17 protein-coding genes are annotated in these 20,511 nt (G+C 47.6%); 14 read left to right on the top strand and 3 right to left on the bottom strand.

Annotated elements, in window-relative coordinates:
- Window positions 1-4 precede the first annotated feature (4 nt).
- From AC5ELV_RS02035 to AC5ELV_RS01995, 9 genes are all read left to right on the top strand, one after another.
- The gene (locus AC5ELV_RS02035) at window positions 5-1,210 is read left to right on the top strand and encodes an MFS transporter (RefSeq protein WP_076292595.1); all 1,206 of its coding nucleotides are present in this window, start codon (window positions 5-7) and stop codon (window positions 1,208-1,210) included.
- Window positions 1,211-1,604: 394 nt separating this feature from the next.
- Window positions 1,605-3,212 carry an extracellular solute-binding protein gene (locus tag AC5ELV_RS02030; RefSeq protein WP_493428938.1) on the top strand — a complete coding sequence of 536 codons (1,608 nt, stop codon included), beginning with the start codon at window positions 1,605-1,607 and terminating at the stop codon, window positions 3,210-3,212.
- Window positions 3,213-3,242: 30 nt separating this feature from the next.
- A complete protein-coding gene (locus AC5ELV_RS02025) occupies window positions 3,243-4,145 on the top strand; it encodes an ABC transporter permease (RefSeq protein WP_025721738.1) in 903 nt (300 codons plus the stop codon).
- Window positions 4,146-4,160: 15 nt separating this feature from the next.
- Window positions 4,161-5,033 (top strand): carbohydrate ABC transporter permease, encoded by an 873-nt coding sequence (locus AC5ELV_RS02020; protein WP_322157286.1) that lies wholly within the window; start codon window positions 4,161-4,163, stop codon window positions 5,031-5,033.
- Complete coding sequence (locus AC5ELV_RS02015) at window positions 5,030-5,992, top strand: sugar phosphate isomerase/epimerase family protein (protein WP_493428937.1); 963 nt, start codon at window positions 5,030-5,032, stop codon at window positions 5,990-5,992. Before AC5ELV_RS02020 ends, AC5ELV_RS02015 begins: the two co-directional genes overlap by 4 nt.
- Window positions 5,993-6,026: 34 nt before the next feature.
- The gene (locus AC5ELV_RS02010; RefSeq protein ID WP_493428936.1) at window positions 6,027-7,778 is read left to right on the top strand and encodes a hypothetical protein; all 1,752 of its coding nucleotides are present in this window, start codon (window positions 6,027-6,029) and stop codon (window positions 7,776-7,778) included.
- A gap of 187 nt (window positions 7,779-7,965) precedes the next feature.
- Window positions 7,966-8,706, top strand: a complete 741-nt coding sequence (locus tag AC5ELV_RS02005; RefSeq protein WP_493428935.1) for a DUF1361 domain-containing protein — start codon at window positions 7,966-7,968, stop codon at window positions 8,704-8,706.
- 63 nt (window positions 8,707-8,769) lie between these two features.
- Complete coding sequence (locus tag AC5ELV_RS02000; protein ID WP_493428934.1) at window positions 8,770-8,973, top strand: YwbE family protein; 204 nt, start codon at window positions 8,770-8,772, stop codon at window positions 8,971-8,973.
- Window positions 8,974-8,998: 25 nt separating this feature from the next.
- A complete protein-coding gene (locus tag AC5ELV_RS01995) occupies window positions 8,999-9,631 on the top strand; it encodes a DUF2238 domain-containing protein (RefSeq protein WP_493428933.1) in 633 nt (210 codons plus the stop codon).
- A 135-nt stretch (window positions 9,632-9,766) separates the two neighbouring features.
- Here AC5ELV_RS01995 and AC5ELV_RS01990 read toward each other — a convergent pair whose 3' ends face one another.
- Both AC5ELV_RS01990 and AC5ELV_RS01985 read right to left on the bottom strand, forming a co-directional pair.
- Entirely contained in the window at window positions 9,767-10,936 is a 1,170-nt protein-coding gene (locus AC5ELV_RS01990; RefSeq protein ID WP_493428932.1) for a glycosyltransferase family 4 protein, read from the bottom strand.
- A gap of 93 nt (window positions 10,937-11,029) precedes the next feature.
- Window positions 11,030-12,352: an MFS transporter gene (locus AC5ELV_RS01985; protein WP_493428931.1), complete on the bottom strand. Its 1,323-nt coding sequence runs from the start codon at window positions 12,350-12,352 to the stop codon at window positions 11,030-11,032.
- A 187-nt stretch (window positions 12,353-12,539) separates the two neighbouring features.
- On the opposite strand from AC5ELV_RS01985, the gene AC5ELV_RS01980 reads away from it, so the two are divergent.
- The 5 genes from AC5ELV_RS01980 (at window position 12,540) to AC5ELV_RS01960 (ending at window position 19,430) form a co-directional block, all read left to right on the top strand.
- Window positions 12,540-13,571: an FUSC family protein gene (locus tag AC5ELV_RS01980; protein ID WP_493428930.1), complete on the top strand. Its 1,032-nt coding sequence runs from the start codon at window positions 12,540-12,542 to the stop codon at window positions 13,569-13,571.
- A gap of 356 nt (window positions 13,572-13,927) precedes the next feature.
- A complete protein-coding gene (gene helD / locus AC5ELV_RS01975) occupies window positions 13,928-16,306 on the top strand; it encodes an RNA polymerase recycling motor HelD (protein WP_493428929.1) in 2,379 nt (792 codons plus the stop codon).
- Between the two features lie 153 nt (window positions 16,307-16,459).
- Window positions 16,460-18,301, top strand: a complete 1,842-nt coding sequence (locus tag AC5ELV_RS01970; RefSeq protein ID WP_493428928.1) for an adenine deaminase — start codon at window positions 16,460-16,462, stop codon at window positions 18,299-18,301.
- 124 nt (window positions 18,302-18,425) lie between these two features.
- Window positions 18,426-19,007 carry a Crp/Fnr family transcriptional regulator gene (locus AC5ELV_RS01965; protein ID WP_493428927.1) on the top strand — a complete coding sequence of 194 codons (582 nt, stop codon included), beginning with the start codon at window positions 18,426-18,428 and terminating at the stop codon, window positions 19,005-19,007.
- An 81-nt stretch (window positions 19,008-19,088) separates the two neighbouring features.
- On the top strand, window positions 19,089-19,430 hold the full coding sequence (locus AC5ELV_RS01960; protein WP_493428926.1) for a darcynin family protein: 342 nt from the start codon (window positions 19,089-19,091) through the stop codon (window positions 19,428-19,430).
- 141 nt (window positions 19,431-19,571) lie between these two features.
- Here AC5ELV_RS01960 and AC5ELV_RS01955 read toward each other — a convergent pair whose 3' ends face one another.
- On the bottom strand, window positions 19,572-20,411 hold the full coding sequence (locus tag AC5ELV_RS01955) for a copper amine oxidase N-terminal domain-containing protein (RefSeq protein ID WP_493428925.1): 840 nt from the start codon (window positions 20,409-20,411) through the stop codon (window positions 19,572-19,574).
- Between the last annotated feature and the right edge of the window lie 100 nt (window positions 20,412-20,511).

The following is a 20,511-nucleotide window of genomic DNA, read 5'->3' as shown; positions in this document are numbered from 1 at the left end:
CCAGATGGTAGGCTCACAAATGCTGAAGCTACGAAGCTTCTATTTGTTTATTGGTTTGGCAGGGGGCATGTTTAATCCTTATTTGACGCTACTGCTGGTTCAGAATGGGTTGACGAGCAGCAGTGTTGGTGTTCTGATGGCGATTGGTACGCTGGTATCCATTTTAGTACAGCCGATATGGGGAATTATTGTGGATCAATATCGTCAAATGCGGCTGGTACTCATTTTGAGTGTAGCGGTTCCGGGAATTATGGCTGTGTGTTATCAGTCGGAGCGTTTTGTTCTGATGGCGCTTGTGTACTCCATTATGGCCATATTTACGGCAACGCAGGCGCCGATTGCGGATTCCTATGCGATTGTGGCGGCCAAAAAGGCAGGAACGACCTATGGCAGCATACGATTTATGGCGAGTATAGGCAATGCGGTGGGCGGTTACGCCGGGGGGCTATTTGTATCGCTTTTATCTGTGACTATGATGTGGGTGCCTTTTTTGGTGCTGAACAGTCTTGCGGCCCTGACGGCGCTGGCGTTGCCGAAAAATACGGAGGAAGATCTTGTGTTGCGCAAATCGTTTTCGGACGGCATTGGTCAATTGATCCGCAACAGGACGTTTTTAATATTTTTGGGGGGGAGTTTTTTAGTAAATCAGACGTTAACCGCATTCAACACCTATTTTGTATTGGCGTTTAAGATGTCGGGAGGACTTACGAGTTTGGTCGGGGTTGCTCTGCTGATTGCGTCCATTACGAATGTCCCCTCCATGCTGCTCGCTTCGCGAGTGATTCGAAAGATTGGGTTAGAGAGAACTCTTTTGTTAGGGGCAGTCGCTTATATGATTCGATGGGGAATTCAATTAGCTTTTCCCGACCCTACCGTTATGATCGCTGTGCAGGTATTGCACGGATTGTCATTTGGATTTTTCTATATCGCAGCGGTCGAGTATGTTTCACATGTAACTGAAAAGGATATGCAAGCCACCGGACAAAGCGTGTTCAATATGGTGTTTGCCGGGCTGGCAGGGATTGTAGGCAATTTGTTAAATGGCTTTCTTCTTCACGCTGGAGGGCCGCAATTAATGAACCTGGCGTGTCTGATCAGCGCAACCTTGGGGGCGTTAATGATGGTTTATGTATCACGCAGCCGTAAGGATGGGAAAACAGGGAAGGTACGCAAGCTATCCATGAGCCTTCCTTCAGAGACTTCACAGTAGGAGTAGTGACGTTAGTATTTCATTAAAATTAGAAAAATGTAGTGTGAGCATCGCGCCCCTGATGAGGGAGAGGATGCTCTTTTTTTCGTGTGAAAAACTTTTGAATCACGTGATATGGAACTATAGCTCACACGAAACGAACAAAGAAAATGGTTTATTCACAGGAAAATAGTGATTTTTGATAAAAGTAAGCGCTTTACCATATTCGGTAATCGCTTTCAATCAACCGGTTTATGATTGGGAAACTAGTTTATTGTCAGTTTTCCTGCGGTCATGTCATACTAAGGCACATCCCGGACCAAAAGGGACAGACTCATGCCGATGCATGAAATGTCATAACCTCCTTCATTAGGAGAGGCGCGAACGGGAAAAGCAGACAAAGGGGTGTTCAGGAATGAGTGAGAATAAGGCTGGAGGAACATTGAAGAAGCTTCGTCTGCTGCTTGCAGCTACGGTTGCACTGTCGGTTGTATTGAGTGGATGCTCGTCGGGTGAGGCGGACAAGGCTTCGACCGCTACCGGAAACAAGGGTGGTTCATTGAAGGTTGAAATTTTTGACAGAGGCAATACACCTCAGGGCTATACCATTACTGACAGCTATTTAACCCGTTATGCAAAAGAAAACTTTGGCAAACCCAACGATATTGATCTGACGTACGTGCCCGTTCAGCGCTCCGAAGAAGTTACCAAGCTGAATGTTCTGATGGCTAGCGGTGGTGATGTACCTGATATCGTGTTCACTTATGATTCCGGAACCTTTGAACGGTATGCGGAGCAGGGTGGACTGACAGACTTGACCCCTCTGCTGAATGAGTACGGCCCAAATCTCAAAAAATTCCTCGGTGAAGATACGCTCAGCTACGGTCAGGTGGAAGGCAAGCAGTTCGCGATTCCTGGCAAGCGTACCATCTTAGGGAAATATTCCTCTTTTATTCGCCAGGATTGGCTCGATGCGCTGAACATGCCTGTTCCTAAAACGACAGACGAATTATACAACACGCTAAAAGCGTTCAAGGAAAAAGACCCTGGTAAGACCGGCGGCAAGGTCGTTCCGCTGGGGATGACGATGGAGCCTGGGCAATATGATCCGCTGTTGTGGTCTTTTATTAAGCCAGTGACAGATGAGCAGAAATATACGCTAACCCAAGAACTGGGTTCCCGTGACTATCCAATCCTGCTACCTGGATTCAAGGATGGAGTTCAGTTTATGAACAAGCTTTACAATGAGAATCTGATCAGCAAGGACTTCGGTCTGGATAAGGACAAAAAACAGCTGACTCAGGATATTCAAAGCGGAAATACCGGTTTTTTCAGTGAAGATTACGACAACATTTATTATAATGACTCCGCCTATCCGAATCTGTTGGCTAACCAGTCCACAGCGAAGCTGACTCCAATGGACCCTTATACCAACAGTGAGGGTAAACACGCCAAGCCAGAATTTGCATCCAATGGACTCTACATTATGGTACCTAAATCCAGTGAGCATGCGATTGAGGCGATCAAGTATCTCGACTGGATGTCTTCCGAGAAGGTGCTGCTTGATATGCAAAACGGTGTGGAAGGCGAGAACTATACCTTGAAAGACGGAATTCCAGTTGCCAAGGAGAAACCGACACAAGAAGCGCAGGATCGTATCTATAATCAGGGTGATGTGGTCATTATTGCGAATGGCAAGATTGCAGGAGACGACAACAAAAACAAGGAAGCCTTTGTTTTGGGCATGCCATCTCAATTCCAGGAGGATGTTCGCAAGGCGATGGATATTTCCAACACGGACACAATTTCACCAGTGAAATTTGACCATCCGATTAAATCCGAAGCCAAATACAGTAACTCATTGCTGGATAAGTTTGACGAAATGGTCGTTAAATCCGTGATGGTGCCTCCGGCGCAGTTTGATGCAACATTCGAAGCAGCGTTGAAGGATTATATGGTGAGCGGCGGTCAAGCGATACTGGATGAGCGTACCGAAGCTTATAAGGCCATGACAGGCAAGTAAGAAGGCGGAAAGTAAAGGAGGAGACAGCGCATGAAAGGGAACGTTTACTTCCGCAGATATTGGCAATTATACGCGTTGCTTGTGCTGCCCTTGGCCTACTTCATTGTGTTCAAATATGGTCCGATGTGGGGCGTACAGATCGCGTTTAAGGATTTCAACTTTTTTCAGGGAATTACAGGGAGTGAGTGGATTGGGTTCGATGCGTTTAGAGAAGTGTTTCGTATGGACGATTTTTATCGAACGCTGCGTAATACCATCGTCCTGAATCTGCTTGATTTGCTGGTATCTTTTCCAGCACCTTTAATTTTGGCGATTTTGCTCTATGAAATGAAAGTAGTCTGGTTTAAAAAACTGTCGCAAACGATTTTGTACGTTCCCCATTTTATTTCGTGGGTGATTATTGGCGGGATTGTGTACCAGGTGTTTGGTACGCAGTCCGGCATGATCAATAATGTGCTTACTTCGCTTGGGTTTCAGGCGATTCCATTTTTGACAGATAAAAATGACTGGGTACTCACCTATCTGCTGACAGGGGTGTGGCAAAGTGCGGGCTGGGGAACGATTTTGTACCTCGCTGCCTTGACCGGGATTAACCGGGAATTGTTCGAAGCTGCCGAGGTAGATGGTGCAGGACGCATGAAAAGAATTTGGTATATTACGATCCCTGGCATGAAAACGACAATTGCTACGCTGCTTATCATTAATTTGGGCAATATGATCACCATTGGCTTTGATCGTCCTTATGTAATTGGAAATGTGGCAGTTCGAGATTATTCCGATGTACTTAGCACGTTTGTATATCGCATCGGGATGGAATCCGGGCAATATACGCTGGCAACAGTGGTGGGCCTTTTTCAGGCTGTGGTTGGTCTCATCTTCGTATTAGGTGCTAACTATGCCTCCAAGAAACTGACGGATGAAAGTATTATGTAAAGGAGCTGACATCTGATGAGTGAACGTACTGCAAATCGCACCTTTGATATCGTAACCACCGTGTTGGTGGCTGTGGCTGTACTGCTGTGCTTGGCCCCGTTTATTCACATTTTGTCTATTTCCTTTAGCTCAAACCGGGCCATTACATCCGGGGAAGTTACTTTGTTCCCGGTTGAGTTCAATTTAAAAGCATACGGAAAGGTCTTTTCCGATATGAGCATGATCCGTTCGCTCGGGTTTACGGTTATGCTGACGTTGATCACGACAGTGTTGAGTATGTTAATGACGATTATTGCAGCATATCCATTAACGAAGAAAAACTTAAAGGGCCGCAAAACGATAATGTTCATTATTGTGGTAACGATGTTTTTCAGCGGCGGCATCATTCCTGAATACATTCTGGTGCGCGATCTGCATTTGCTGAATAATATGTGGTCCCTTATTTTACCAGGACTGATCAGCCCGTTTTATCTGATTATTCTGATTTCTTTTTTTAATGGGATTCCCGAAAGTTTGGGAGAAGCAGCAGAAATTGATGGCAGCAGCCAGTTCGGCACTTTGCTTCGGATTGTACTGCCGCTGTCCCTGCCTGTGCTTGCGACATTAAGCCTGTTTTACGGTGTGGGACGCTGGAACGGATTTCAGGATACACTGATGTATATCCAAAACCCCGATTTGTTCCCGTTACAGCTCAAGCTGTATCAAATGATTCAAAATAACATGGTATCCGAGCTAACCAGGCTGGAAGGAGCCAGTGGCGCGAGAATTACGCCCGAAGGATTGAAGGCAGCAAGTGTCATTTTTGCAACGGTTCCAATTCTGCTAGTGTATCCGTGGCTGCAAAGATATTTTGTCAGCGGCGTGATGGTCGGAGCGGTGAAAGGGTGATGACCATGAAGGCGAAGGGGGAATATTCCTTTTCCACCTGTTGGAATATTAAAAAGCATACGGTCGGCCGAGAACTTGTAGAGGAAATCCGTCAGTTGGGCTTTAGCAGGGTCGAGTTGAACTATAACATTACCCGGGAAATGCTGACGACGATTGAGCCTATGATTGAGCGGGGAGAAATCGGCATATCGAGTGTGCATAATACATTTCCCTATACACCAGACCCGGATTACGGCACGGACTCCGTTCTGCTCGGGTTTGACGATGAAAACAAGCGACAACGTGCGATAGAGCTGCTGGTGCAATCTGCGGAATATGCGCATCGTTATGGAGCAAAAGCGGTAGTTGTGCATCCCGGAGAGGTTCCATTTCCATACGATATCAGTGAGGAACTGGAGGGTATCTTCCATGAGCAGGGCAGGGATTCCGGTGCTTATCAAACGTTGTGGGCCCAAATGCTGGAGCGTCGGAATTCACTGAGTGGTCATTATGTGCAACGCATCCGTGACAGTCTGGAAAAGGTGTGTGACCGCATCGCATCCAAGGGATATGATGTAGCCATTGGCATTGAAACGCGTTCACGCTGCTATCAGATGCCTACCTTGCAGGAGGCAAAGACGATTATAGATCGTTTGAAAGGTGCACCTGTCTATCTGTGGTATGACATTGGACACGGTATGATTATGGACCGAATGGGACTGTACGACAACGCGAAGGAAGCCAATGAAATGATCGACTATATTCTCGGTGTTCATATTCATGAAACCATTGGATTATCTGATCACTGGTGCCCTTATATTCATAGCGGTGATCTGGAGTTCTTTGATCGTTTCGTGAATATTATCCGCCAGGCCCCTATTAAGGTCTATGAACTGAAAGCAGCTTGTCAGCCGGAGGATATTGAACGTAGCCATGAGTTGCTGACAAGTAAGATAGCGAAGCTTCAGCCGCAAAGATGATAAACGATTATGCATATTACAGGGGTTGAGAGGAATGTATAGTAAAATCGTAGCGATCAACGATGCCTGGGTAAAACCAGGTATGGACCATCAGGTGCTGGATGCTGACAGCCGTTATTACGGCGGGGTAACTGATGATGAGAATGGGATTGCCTGGCCTAATCATTCGGTCGGTACTCCTGCTGCAATGGCGATCTGGGCGGCAGCGATTGTCAATCCGGATTCTGCATATTATCGGAATGAGGATGTACTCATCCGACTGGAGCTGGCTGCGCAGTACATGCTGCGTGTGCAGCATGAGGACGGCTCTATTTCACCGGGCTGGACCAATTTTCACTCGCCACCGGATACAGCGTTCGTGGTGGTAGGCTACGCTCAGGTCTATCAGCTGCTGGTGGGTGACGACTGGCTGGAGCTGCGCCGGGTGACTGATGCGATCCGCTTGTTTCTAGAGCGGACGATTCCGGTCATGCTGACCGGAGGTTGCCATACGCCAAATCACCGTTGGGTATTGTGTGCCGCGCTGGGATTTCTACATGAGCTGTTTAAACTGCCCGAGGCGCTCGTGCGGGCCGAGGCTTGGCTAGCTGAAGGGCTGGACGGGACGCCAGATGGCGAATGGACGGAGCGCAGCAACGGAATTTATAATGCTGTTAGCGATATTATGTTGATTCATGCTGCCCGATTATTAAAACTACCGGAGCTACTAGAGTCGGTACGCCGTAATTTACGCATGATGGTGTACCTTGTCCATCCCGATGGCGAAGTGGTCACAGAGTATTCAGGAAGACAGGATTTTGGGGTGATCATGAACTTATCTTCTTATCTTCTACCATATGCCATGCTGGCTACAGAGGATGAGGACGCTATATTTGAAGCGATGGCTGTCGCCGCCATCCAAGTCATGGATCATCCGGGCGGTGCTCCTATCAATGCGGCTGTGCGTTTTTTACTAGATCCGCGTTTGCAAACTCGTGAAGTATCGCCAGCTACATTACCTGTCACCTATAACCAACTACTGAACGGAGATTTCCCAAGAGCTGACTATCTGAGCCGAATGGATGAGGCAGGCCATCACCAGCAGATTTATCATAGCCGGCTGCATACGGACTTTGGCGCGCCAGTCGTTCGATATCGGAAGGAGGATACCAGTGCCACGCTGATGACCGAGGCTTCATCGTTCCTATCGTTGCGTCACGGAGATGCACGATTATTGGCAGTTCAGGCTGCATCGTATTTCTCGCCTGGTTTTGTACCCATGCAGAAGCTGACAGCTCACGAACATGGTTGGACTCTGTCGGGCACACAGGCCAAAGGTTATTATGGCCCTGTAGCGGCCTTAGATCTGCCGCCTACCTCGCAGGAGGAAGTCAGTCCGTGGTACTTGCTTCCGCATTACAAACGGCCATTAACCCATGAACAAAAGCATGAAATTCAAGTCGATGTGGATCGTCAGGGTGATGTGTGGACGCTTCGTTTTCGCTCAGAGGGTCCAGTAGATTGCATGACACAGATTTGTTTTGTTTTTGGGCGCGAAGGACGCTTCACTTGCGGGGAATACAGGCTGGTTAACGAAACGGTTCAATGTTGGACTGGCGGTATGGCGCGCTATGAATCTGGGAATGCGTGGTTTGAGCTGCTGGGAACAACCGTAGAGCATAGGGCTAATTCGGTAAGGGGAGCTACTCTCCCGATGGATTGCCATACATTGCTGGTTAACTGGATGACTCCGTTTGATCATACGATCCGCATTCGTATGTCGCCTTTACCTGTGAGTGAAGTCTAAAGCACAGTAAGCATCTATTTTTCGGGGATGAAGTCAATTCCCAAAGAATAGATGTTTTTTTATGTTCATTTATGCAGAGGTGGAGCGCTTCCATTGAGCTTGAAGCCATTGTGGTGTACACTGTCCAGAACAGGTGTAAATTGGAACGTCAGGAAGGCAGGACGGTTACAAGGAGGGAAAGACACGTATGTATGCCCGTTTAAGATCGCTAAATTATCCAGTAAAACTCTATGTTTTTTTAGCACTGGCCTTATGCTCCGTAATTAGTACATTGTGGATTATGAACGTGCGACTGCCCTCAGGGGGTCGCCCTTATCTTTTTATTTGGTGGAATATGATGCTGGCCTGGATTCCTATGCTGTTGACGCTGCTGCTTGATGTAATGTATAGCTCGTGGGGGCGGGGAACGAGGACATTTTTACTCTGGGTTACGGGGGCGGCATGGCTTTTCTTTTATCCCAATACACCCTATTTGATCACAGATTTGCTGCATGTATTCGCCAGATATCCATTTCTCGGGGAGCAACGTTTCTGGGGCAATCCGTACTTTTGGAATCATGTACTGGGGATGTTGCTGGTAGCCGTACTTGGCCTGACAATGGGTTTTGTATCACTCGAATCCGTACGACAGTTGGTACAACGTGCACGTGGTGGGCTTGTTAGTTGGCTGTTTATGCTGGCGGTACTCTTATTGAGCAGCCTGGGCATTTATATTGGCCGTTTCTTTCGAGGGAACACATGGGATATTGTTTCTGCGCCCTCCCAACTGTATGCACAGGTATCTTCCATATGGGCAGACTCCTTGCAACGCACTCATTTTGTGGAGTTTAGCGGGATGGTATTCGTTATTTTGCTCGTCAGCTATGTATCCACGATGTGCGTAGTCTGGATGGGGAACAGCCGCCAGGACGAATGGCATCGTTGGTGATTTGGTTACAACTAGTGACTGAATATCATCAAAAAATGTAAAAACAAAGGAGGAATAGCTACAATGAACGGACAGAATCGATCCGATATCCGCGCTGGTCTTCAGGTAGATATTGTACTTAAAAAGGATCAGCCTACTGGTAAGCTGACGCGAGGAACGGTGAAAGATATTTTAACCAACTCTCCGCGTCATCCGCATGGAATCAAAGTGCGTTTGGCAGACGGACAGGTTGGGCGTGTCAAACATATCGTAACGAACGAAAGATAGAGCTTTGGGTTGAGGAGGAATGAAGATGAACCAGGCAACGGCATGGTCTAAAAATGATCACTACCCGCTTGTTTTACTTGTATTGCTGGCGCTTGCTCTCATTTGGTCCTTGATTCGTCCGGCGGATTATTTTACATGGGTACTGGAAGTTTTCCCGGCGGTTATGGGAGCTGTACTGCTGGCGGCTCTGTACCGTAGATTTCGGTTTACCAATCTGGTATACACCCTAATCTGGCTGCATGCCTTGATCCTGATTGTCGGCGGACATTATACCTATGCCGAAATGCCATTGTTCAACTGGATTCGGGACACGTTGGGACTGGAGCGCAATTATTATGATCGACTTGGGCATTTTGTACAAGGTTTTGTACCTGCACTCATTGTCAGGGAAGTGCTGTTGCGTAAAACGGCCTTGGGAAGCGGGAGCTGGCTCACTTTCCTCACGGTTAGTGTGTGTCTTGCGATCAGCGCTGTGTACGAGCTGATTGAGTTTGCTGTAGCCAAGGCAACAGGAACGGCAGCGGAAGCCTTTTTGGGCACACAGGGAGATGTATGGGACACCCAATGGGATATGCTTCTTGCGTTCATCGGCGCCTTGACCGCAGTGATTTTGTTGAGTGGGGTACATAACAAGCTGCTGAAACAATTAAGGTATTAGCAAAGGCTCTTCTTCTTTTATCTGCAATTGTAGTTAGACGGGGGAATTGTTAAGCTGATAAAGGGTGGTTACAGAATGCGTGAAGGAGCATTTTCTAACCACCCTTTAGCATCTGTAGCTATGAAGTTCTCAGAGTTACATTCGCGTCATGGGACGGCTGTCAAGATGCAGGGTCGCTGCATCCATGTAGCTTTCGAGTAACCGTTCAAAAATGCGGTCCCATGTCTGCTCCAGGCTGTATGCTCTACCAGCTCTGGACATAGAATCGCGAAGTGAGGCATCCTCGTACAACAGGTGTACAGCTTTGGCAAAGGCAGCGGCGTCCCCAGCAGGACACAATAGCCCTGTTTTTCCATGGATCAGATTATCTTTTACCCCGCCTTCATTGGCACCGATCACAGGTGTACCGCTCGCCATAGCCTCCAATACGACGTTGCCGAAGGTTTCCGTGGTGGAAGGGAAGAGAAATACGTCGGCTGCGGCGTAGAGTTCAGCTAATTCCGGCCCTTTCACAAAACCAAACCAGTGGACTGCATGCTCCGGCACCCCTAGATCCGCTGCAGTTTTGAACTTATACAATGGTCCATCTCCTGCAATGACCAGCACAGAGGCTGCGCGCACGTCGTCGGGTAACTGGAGATAGGAATCCAGTAACGTGTCTATCCCCTTTTCCGGTGCAAGCCTGCCTACATACAAAATAACAAATGCATCTGCATGAACGCCCCATTTCTTCCATACTGCATTACGGTCCACCTTTGGTTGAAATCGGTCAGTATCAATGCCTCTACTCCAGATTTCGAGCTGTCCCATTCCTTTATTGTGCAACAATTCCATGGTTGATTGAGAAGGGACATATACCCTTTCGCAATGTCTATGAAACCAGAGCATGTATTTCCATAACGCAGGTTCAAGCCAGCGAAGCTTGTAATATTCGAGATATTTATCAAAGTGGGTGTGATATGAAGCGACGAGTGGAATATGATGTTTGGCTGCGTAGCTTGTTCCATACAGGCCAAGGTTAAATGGAGTAGCGACATGAATCAGATGCGGGGAAAAGGCTGACAGACGCTCGTTGATCTGTTTGGCGTTGGGGATCGCAAGTCTGCATTCCCGGTACAACAAAAAGGGAATACTCCGAAATCGCTCTACACCCGGCCCAGAGGGCAGTTGATGGTCTGCCTCCGGTGCGAAGACGAGCGTAGATACTCCATGTGTCTCCAGATAGCCAATCCATCGTTCCAGGGTCAGAGCAGCGCCATTCACGTCAGGCGTATACGTGTCCGTAAATAATGCAACTCGAAGCATGCCTTCATTCCTCCTCCGCCATTCTCATTTATCCTATGACGTTCCAGGGGAGTCCGCTTGGAGGCTCCGGCTTTTATTGTGTCATGATTTTGTTTACGGGCTTGCCGGGTTTTGTAAAAGCTGGCCCGCGGACGGGCGCTTTTCTCGGAACATTCTGTAATAGACGAGGGAGGACAAAATATAGAAAACACCTGTCATGCTAAAAGTGATGGCATAGCCCCAGTAGTTGCCATAAGTTGTAACCAAATAGGCTTGTACAGGTCCCATACCTGCGGTGCCTAGCATCCAGGTCGTCTGGAGAATGGAGTTGGCAATGCCACGATTTTTATCTGACACACGTTCGACGAGAATGGCGGTTTGCAGCGGATTGGCTGCATTCATTAGCGCTTGCCTGAATAGAAAGCTGATGGAAGCGATCCATAGCACGTTCGTAAAGCCTGTAATGAGAAGGAACGGTAGCGAAAGCAGTTGGAAGCCAACTACAGCTCTAACCAGTCCAATTCGGCTGCCGAGGGTAGGTCCGATCAACATGGAGAGGATGGTCATGAGCTGGCCGAGTGCAATCAGTAAACTCATCGCGCTGAGCGATACGGAGAAGCGGTTCGTAAAATATAAATTAAGATACGGGATGACCAGACCTGAACCTAACCCAAGAAAAAACTGTGCCAGAACAAATTGTCCAATAACCCGGCGATCAGAAGAAGCAGCAGGCGTCTCCGAGGCAGGTATATCGGGTGTACTATGCGGCGTATGTACTTGTTCTGTTTGAGATGAAGATTCGGCAGGAGCTGGTGCTTCTAAGGTTGCTGTAGTTTTTGTGATGAACAATAGAGGAATAAAAGCGGTCAATGTCGCCATTCCTCCAAGGAACAGAGCAACCCGCAGACTGGATAGCGGTGTGATTCCCCACGTCTGCAGCCCATCTGCGAGTACGCCACCCCCGAAGCTGCCCAGGACTTGGGATGCCAGTACAAGAGCTGAGTAATAGCTGAATATTTTTAAACGTTGGGCTTTGCTTATGCTTTCCGCTAAAAAAGGCACAGCCAGTACCTGAATAAAGGCGGCGAATACACCTGAGATTACGGCAAATACCAACATGCTTCCGCTAGTATCTGTAAAAGTACGGGCGAGAAAGGCCAGGCCGCTGAATAACGCGCCGATGACCAGCATATTTTTGCGGCTCGTCCGATCCCCCAAAAATCCGACCGGAATGAACAGCAACGCCGTCGCTAGCGCCTGCATGCTGACCACTTGGCCGTTCATATCATCGTCAAAGCCAAGCTTTTGGATATACAGGTTGTACAGCACAGAAAACATTCCTGTACCCATCTGGTACAGTAGATTGGCCATAAAAAACAATCGGATATTACGCGGCCACTTTCGGGGCTCTTCTAACATTTTGCTAATCCATGACACGATGAGTTCCTCCTGTGACGTTGTTGCAAATAAGTTAATTCTGTTGATATGTATTCTATCAGGAACTGTACATTTCATAAATATTCCTGATCTCCGATTGTTTTGGATAATAATAAAGCATGGACTTTACATTGAATTTTCATTATAGTAATTCGGTATGAATAAATTTGAAAGGTAAGCAGGAGGGATGGCTTTGGCTTTTGGAGCACGGGTGTTAAAAACGGGAATCGCAGTGACGCTCGCCCTTTTTCTGAGCACGCTTTTGAACACCCATTCGCCTGTGGGGGCAGCGATAGCCGCTATTTTTGCCATGCAACCGTCGATATATAGGTCGTGGCGTTATTTTCTGGATCAACTCCAAACAAGCACACTAGGTGCAATCATGGCATTGCTGGGCGGAATGGTATTTTCGAATGAGCCGATTGCAGTCGGACTGGTATGTGTATTGGTACTTATGATATGTCTGAAAATAAATATGGCTGATACAGTTGGATTGACACTAGTGACCGTTGTTTCTGTCATGGAAGCCTCAGGGGACTGGAAATTTGCGGTGACCCGCTTTGCGCTCACTTTGATTGGGATTGTGTCTGCTTTTGTCATCAATGTTAGCGTTTTTCCCCCGAAACCGAAAAGGCAGTTTATCAATCAGATTCAAAATGTATTTAACAGCATGTCCTTGCTGCTGCGTACTGCCATTTCAGATGAGATTAAGGAGTCTGTCTTTAAAGAGGAAAAAGGAAATCTGGAGGGAGCCATTAAATCGCTGTCGGACAAATATCATTTGTTCGAGGAAGAGCAGAAGAAGCTCAAACGCTCCAATTTTAGTCAGACGAGACAAATGGTAGTATACAAACAAATGCTTGGAAGTTTACACAAAGGATATGAGGTACTGGATGCGGTGGAAAGGCACTACTTCCAGTCTTTACGGCCAAAGGGAACGGATGCTTTTTTTGACAGTCATCTGGAGCTGTTGATTCGTTTTCACGAGCATGCTCTGCTGAAATTCGAAAATAAACTAAAACCGAACGAGGACGAAAGTGAATTGTTCCAGCAGGCGAACGGCGAATTTATGAAGCATGCGATTACACGTTTTGACCATTGTCAGGAGGGAATGCTGCGGCTTTCCATTGTGGCTGCGGCGATGTACGACTATGGTCATCAGCTGGAGAGATTGAGCAGATTGGCCGATCATATTCATCCTGTGGAAGAGAGCAGATAGGCGAATTTCCTAAAAGAAAAGCGACCGCATTCATCAATCAGATGAACGGTCGCTTTTTTATGTAATGAATTCAAGTATGCCAGAACAGGTTAATAGAACGTTGCCAGAACACACAAAAAAAGCCCGCTGGTTGCGAACAGGGACTGAACTTGCTACAATAGAGGATGCTCTGTTTTATGGTAAAACCATATGCATAAGTTGTGAATTACACTTCTTGTTACATTATAGCATGCTTCAAAGGATTAGTCAATTTTCCCGGATCAGGGGGATGCCGTGAGTATGCCCGGGTCCATAATAGAGCATAGTTTGTACGCAAGGGAGCCCTGCGTGGAGCAGGAGGAAACGGAACAGGAGCGATGCCAGTGACTACTGAACAGCAATGGAATGAAGAACAACGAAGAGTAGAAGATGTGACCGCAGTAATTAGCGGGCGTATTCGGAAGCTAGAGACAGAGGTTGGCTCTGTGCGCGGAGATGTCGTCGATATGCGTAAAGACTTCTGGGATGAGGTAACGATCAATTTCAGTGAGGCGGATGATGTGGGCGAGACATCCACCAGTTTGCGTCAGCAGTCTGAGATTTTGTCTGAGCGGGAACGAAGACACAAGCATTCCACAGAGGCATTAGGTCGTTTGAAAAAGTTGCTTGATTCACCGTATTTTGCACGCATTGATTTTGCTGAGGAAGGGCAGACTGCGGAACGTGTTTATCTGGGGATTGCCTCCCTGCTGGATAATCAAGATGAGGAATTTCTGATCTATGACTGGCGTGCGCCTATTTCCAATCTTTATTACGATAACATGCCGGGGCCCGCTTCATACAAGACCCCGGCAGGGGAGATGGAAGGGGAACTCACGCTCAAGCGCCAATTCTCGATCCGTGATGGACAGATCCGTTTTATGTTCGATACAGGGGTGACGATTGGAGACGAACTTCTTCAAGCAGTATTGAGCCGCAGCTCGGATGCTCAAATGAAAAGTATTGTCGCTACCATCCAAAGGGAGCAGAATCGCATCATCCGTGATGATCGAAGCCGGATGCTCATTGTTCAGGGGGCGGCAGGAAGTGGCAAAACCTCTGCTGCGCTTCAGAGAGTAGCGTATTTGCTGTATAAGTACCGGGATCGCTTACGAGCAGATCAGGTCGTGTTATTTTCGCCTAACCCGATGTTTAACAGTTATGTATCGACAGTATTGCCTGAATTGGGTGAGGAAAATATGCTTCAGGCCACGTTTCAGGAATATTTGGAGCGGCGTTTGGGCCGGGAGTTTCAGTTAGAAGATCCATTTGAACAGCTGGAATATGTGCTTTCAGCGTCGTTACAGCCTGGGTATGAAGCCAGGATGGAGGGTATCCGCTTTAAGTCGTCCAAGACGTTCTTACATGTGATTACAAGCTACAAGACGTATCTGGAACAGGAGGGAATGCGTTTTAAACCCATCCGCTTTCAGGGACGTGAGGTGGTTTCAGTAGAGCAAATGGCACGCAAGTTTTATGAATTCGACTCTACGGTGCGGCTGGCGAACCGATTGGAACTGCTGCGGGATTGGATGCTCAAAGAGCTGGCCCGCTTTGGTAAGGAAGAATGCTCCGCCCCATGGGTGGATCAACAGATGGATCTGATGGAGCCGGAGGATTATCAGCGTGCCTATAACCGCATGCGCCGTAAATCCAAGAATAAGGGCGATACCTTCGACGATTTTACGCGTGAAAGAGAGATATTGGCGCGTATGGTGGTCAGTGACCGCTTAAAACCCCTGCGCAAATGGATTAAGGCGCTTCGCTTCGTGGATACGACCCGTCTCTACAGCGAACTGTTTATGAACGAGACGCTGTTGAGCCAACTGGCGAATCATGCAGAGCTGCCCGTCAGCTGGGGTGAAATTAGTCGACAAACCCTGGAACGAATTCAGGCTGGGGAGTTAGCGTATGAGGATGTGACACCCTTTTTATATTTACGTGAGCTGATGCTGGGCTTCCGTTCCAATAGCAACATCCGTCACGTGTTTATTGATGAGGCACAGGACTATTCCCCATTCCAACTGGCTTTCTTCAAGCGTTTATTTCCACAGGCTAAAATGACGGCACTGGGTGATTTTAATCAGGCCATTTATGCCCATGCCTCGGTGCTTCAGGATGCAGAGCCATTGTATGACTTGTATGGTGCAGATCAGACCGAGATGATTTCCCTGACACGCAGCTATCGCTCAACACAGGAGATTGTGGAATTTACCCGGGGAATGGTCGCTGGGGGAGAGCACATTGTACCCTTTAACCGTAAGGGTGAGAAGCCTCTTGTAACCGAGGTGCGTTCGCGTGAAAAGTTGCATCAACGGATAACTGGGAATGTCACAGAATTGTTGGCAGAAGGCTATGAGTCCATCGCGGTGATCTGTAAAAATGCTGACGAAAGCGCGGCAGCCTACGAAGCGCTGGAAGGACAGCTGTCAGTGAAGCCAAAATTAATTAAGAAAACAACTCCCGCTTTTGAAAAGGGGATTCATATCATTCCGGCCTACCTGGCAAAAGGCGTGGAATTCGATGCCGTCCTGATTTATGACGGATCAGCGAAACAATACCAGCGTGAGAGTGAGCGTAAGTTATTCTACACCGCCTGTACGCGAGCGATGCATCTGCTGCATATTTATAGCATAGGGGAGATTACGCCATTTGTGAGTTTACGGGATTCGGATACGTATACCCGCAAAGTGGAAGAAAGTGATCGTGTTCTATAATAGGACATTGGCAATCAGCTGGGGAACAAATGCCACAGGAACCTTTGCGATGTTTGAATAGATATAGAGTTGGCTGGCATTATGGAGCGTATTCCAGTAACATAAGCAAATAAGCAAAACAGGTAAGAAGCATAAACGGAGGTTACAAACGTAATGGACATGAAAAGTGTATTTCAACGCCCGCCGCTGGCGGACTGTGTACCCGAGTTGGTAGCTACAGCTAGAGGAGAGCGCAAGGCATCGCTGGTGATCCGCGGAGGAACACTGGTCAATGTGGTATCGGGCGAGTTGCTGCCAGGCATGTCTATTGCTGTACAAGGTGCTCGTATCGCTTACGTCGGTAGGGACGTTAGTCATACGATTGGAGAAGACACCATAATCATTGAAGCGGATGGCCGCTATATGGCACCGGGGTTACTGGACGGACATTGTCACATCGAAAGCACGCAGCTCACAGTAACTGAGTTCGCTAAGGCTGTACTGCCGCTGGGAGTGACGGGTGGTTTTTTTGACCCGCATGAAATATCCAATGTACTCGGTCTAAAGGGGCTTCGTCTGATGCTGGACGAAGCACGTACGACACCGCTGGCTGCTTACATGCAGGTGGCTTCTTGCGTGCCGTCCACAGGTCCGGAGCTGGAAACGACGGGTGCCTCCTTCGGCCCGGCGGAAGTCGCAGAGGCATTAAGCTGGGGCCCGGATATGATCGGGCTGGGTGAAGTCATGAATTTCCCTGGTGTCGTCTATGGAGACGATGTGATGATCGGGGAAATTCAGGCCACGCTACGCGCGGGCAAGGTTGCGGATGGCCATTTTACTTGGGCCTCCGATGATTGGCGGCTGCCGGTTTATGCAGCCGCAGGAATTACGGGCGACCACGAGTGTGTCACGCCCGAGGATGTAGCCGAGCGTATCCGGCTCGGCATGTATGCCAAGATGCGGCAAGGCTCCGCATGGCATGATGTGGCCGAGACGATCCGAGCCAGCACGGAAATGGGTCTCGACACGCGCCGCATGATGCTGGTAACGGATGACCGCAGCGCAGAATCCTTGCTCCATGAAGGGCAGATGGACTTCGTCGTGCGCCATGCCATTGCACAGGGCGTCAAGCCCGTAACCGCGTTTCAGATGGCCACGCTGAATACGGCAGAGCGCTTCGGCGTGGCACGGGACATCGGATCGATCATTCCGGGTGCGATTGCCGACATTATTTTGCTTGATGGCCGATTGGCCGAAGTGAATGTGACGGCTACCATCGCAGCGGGCCAACTGGTGGCCGAGCACGGTCAAATGGTCGCCGATTGGGACGGCTTCGTTTATCCTGCGGAAGTGATGGACACGGTCCATCTGGGACGAGAGCTGAGTGCTGCAGATTTTCGCATTGCGGCTCCAGTACAGAAGGGGAATGTACCTGTACGGGTGATTCGTGTCACGGAAAATCACGTGGACACGAAGGAAGTGCGAATGACCGTTCCGGTCCGTAATGGAGAAGTCACGGCAGATCCTGCACAGGATTTGTGCAAAATAGCCGTTTTCGAGCGCCATCATGCCAGTGGCAGTCACGCGGTTGCACTTGTGACAGGTGTCGGCTTCACCGAGCCGGCTGCGATTGCCATGACCGTCGCGCATGATAGCCACAACCTGCTCGTCATTGGTAATGATGACGAGCTCATGACCCAGGCGGCGAAGCAGGCTGTTGCCCTACGTGGTGGCGTGGTGGTCGTATCCGCCTCGGGTGAGACGCGCTTCCCGCTGCCTATCGCCGGGCTGATGTCCCCAGCTCCGTTTGCAGAGGTGGCTGCGCAGTCCGAAAGTATCAGCCGGGCGCTTCAGCAATCCGGCTGCATGCTGAACAACGCGCTGATGACACTGTCACTGCTCGCACTGGTCGTTATCCCTGAAATCCGTCTGTCGGATCAGGGGCTTGTTGTGATCGGAGCGGATGGCATCCGCAAGGTATCTCTTTTCGTGGAAGAGGAAGCTGCGGAAGTCTGATAGAATACGTCGCTGGGGGTTGTCCTGCAGGTCTGCCCAGACCTGAGGGGTAACCCCTGTTTTTCATTTACGAAGTCAAAAAATATCTTCGATTCCTTTATAAAAGTCAAGGAGCGGTGAGCAGATGCATCCCTATTATCGTTCATTAGAAAAAATGGCTTATCAAGCCTCGATTATAGAGCAGGATTGGCACAGGTTTATAGAGCAAACCCGTGTGAAGCATGTTCAGCAGGGAACGCTTCTCATTGAAACGGGGGAGCCTGTGAAACATGCCTATTTTTGTTCAGAGGGATTATTCCGTTTATTCTATACATTAGCAGATGGCAGAGAATATAATGTTGGTTTTTCGCCAGAAGATGACTACGTAACCTCTTATGGGGCTATGATCCAAGAAGAACCATCCACTTTTTCGATTGAGGCAATGGAAGATTCGGTTGTCATTGAAATTCCATATCACGTATTAAAGGAGCTTATGGATACAAGCCATATATGGGAAAGATTCGTGCGCAAAAGTGTAGAAAGACTTTATATTCGAAAAGAGGAACGGGAGCGCGAATTATTGTATCTTTCCGCTAAGGAGCGTTATCATGCTTTTCTTCTCAAATACCCCGGATTGGACAAACGAGTTGCCCAATATCATATAGCTTCGTACATAGGCGTCTCCCCTGTATCACTTAGTCGTTTGCTGCGTAGTGATCCGCATTAACCTATGTTAATGCGAATTGTAGACAAGCAGCGTACAATAACGATAAATCATTCAAGCTTCACCAAAAAAGGAGATAGGCATATGCGTTATATGATGATTGTATTATTGGAATTCTACCCTTCCTGGTTGGCTTTGCCGCGAGAAGAACGCCGAAAACATGCGGGTGCCTTGCAGGCTACCATCCAAAAATATAGGGAACATGTTCAAGTTCGTTTTTTTGATGCAGAAGCACTGCCTGGAAAGGACTACACCGATTTCGTTGTATGCGAAACGAAGGATATGAAGCAATATCACTATATGTGGGAAGAAATTCGTGATTCGGAGCCGTATACCAAAGGATACATGAAGATTAAAAATGTAGTGATGGGTATGGAAAATGCATTCCAGTCCTATGAGTCAGAAATACTACAGATGGAACAATAACTGTCACTCCGCTTTCTATATAAAATGAAGAGTTAAGCTTATATACGATTAATAAAGGCGAATTCCTGTGCTGTGTATGTTCAGCTGGGAATTCGCCTTATATCTTTTGAAGACGAAAAAGTGTAATAAGGAAAAATCACATTATACAACTGTGTTACTTATAATCTTCAGAAAACCGTTCTTCCCAGCGGTATCCATTAACTGATTAATGGATTTTCTTGCGGTATCGTTAAATAAATACCACTCATCTTTCGATACATCATGAATCAAAGTCTCTGGGTATTCTGTTGAAAGTTCAGGTGGATATAAAGAATACATATCAAAACGAGCTAAGCTTTTCCCTTTTTGGTCTAAGAAATCGTATTGTGCATTTTTATAATAAGATCCAGGTGTGTCAATAGTGAAGCTCCAAGAATAGTTTTCAGGTGCTTCGACCTTTTCACCTTTGTTTTTTGTAAAAATATTATAAATGGTTTCATTATATGCATTTCCATTAATTTGCTGAACTACGCCGCCCAAAGTCATATGGTATTCCTGTTGAAGTGCTTTTACTTGTACACCGTTTATGAACAATGGTTTAGTATCAACATTCACTGCAAAGTTGCTGTAATTGACATTGCAGCCAAACGCCTCTGCAATAAAACGAAGTGGAACATATATGCGATTATTTTTTGTGTATGGTTTTACATCAAGCAGTATCTTTTTACCGTTTTTCTCTGCTGTGCTTCTGTTTATTACTAATTTTACTTTCATATCGCTTTTAGCGAGAATAACCTCGGGATTGGACCATTCGACGCTAGCCCCCAAACTTTCACTAATAACACGTAGAGGTACCATTGAACGGTTGTTCTTCATTTCGGGCTTCACATCGGATGTAGTAGTCACACCGTCAACTTTGATTTGATTTTCTGCTGCATAAGTAGTGGACGATGAAATAAATAAAAAGATTGCAAGAAAAACCCCAAAGTATGCTATGTTCATAACTGGTTGCTCCTTTTTTGATTAAATTTGTTGTGAAGTAATTTTCCTCCATATTAAGACGCGACTGGATAAAATTCGTTGCGTTGTCTTGTCTGTTAAC

This window comes from Paenibacillus sp. NMA1017 (assembly GCF_058895805.1).
Note: the sequence above shows the minus strand (reverse complement) of the source record. Positions and strands in the feature narration are given on the sequence as shown.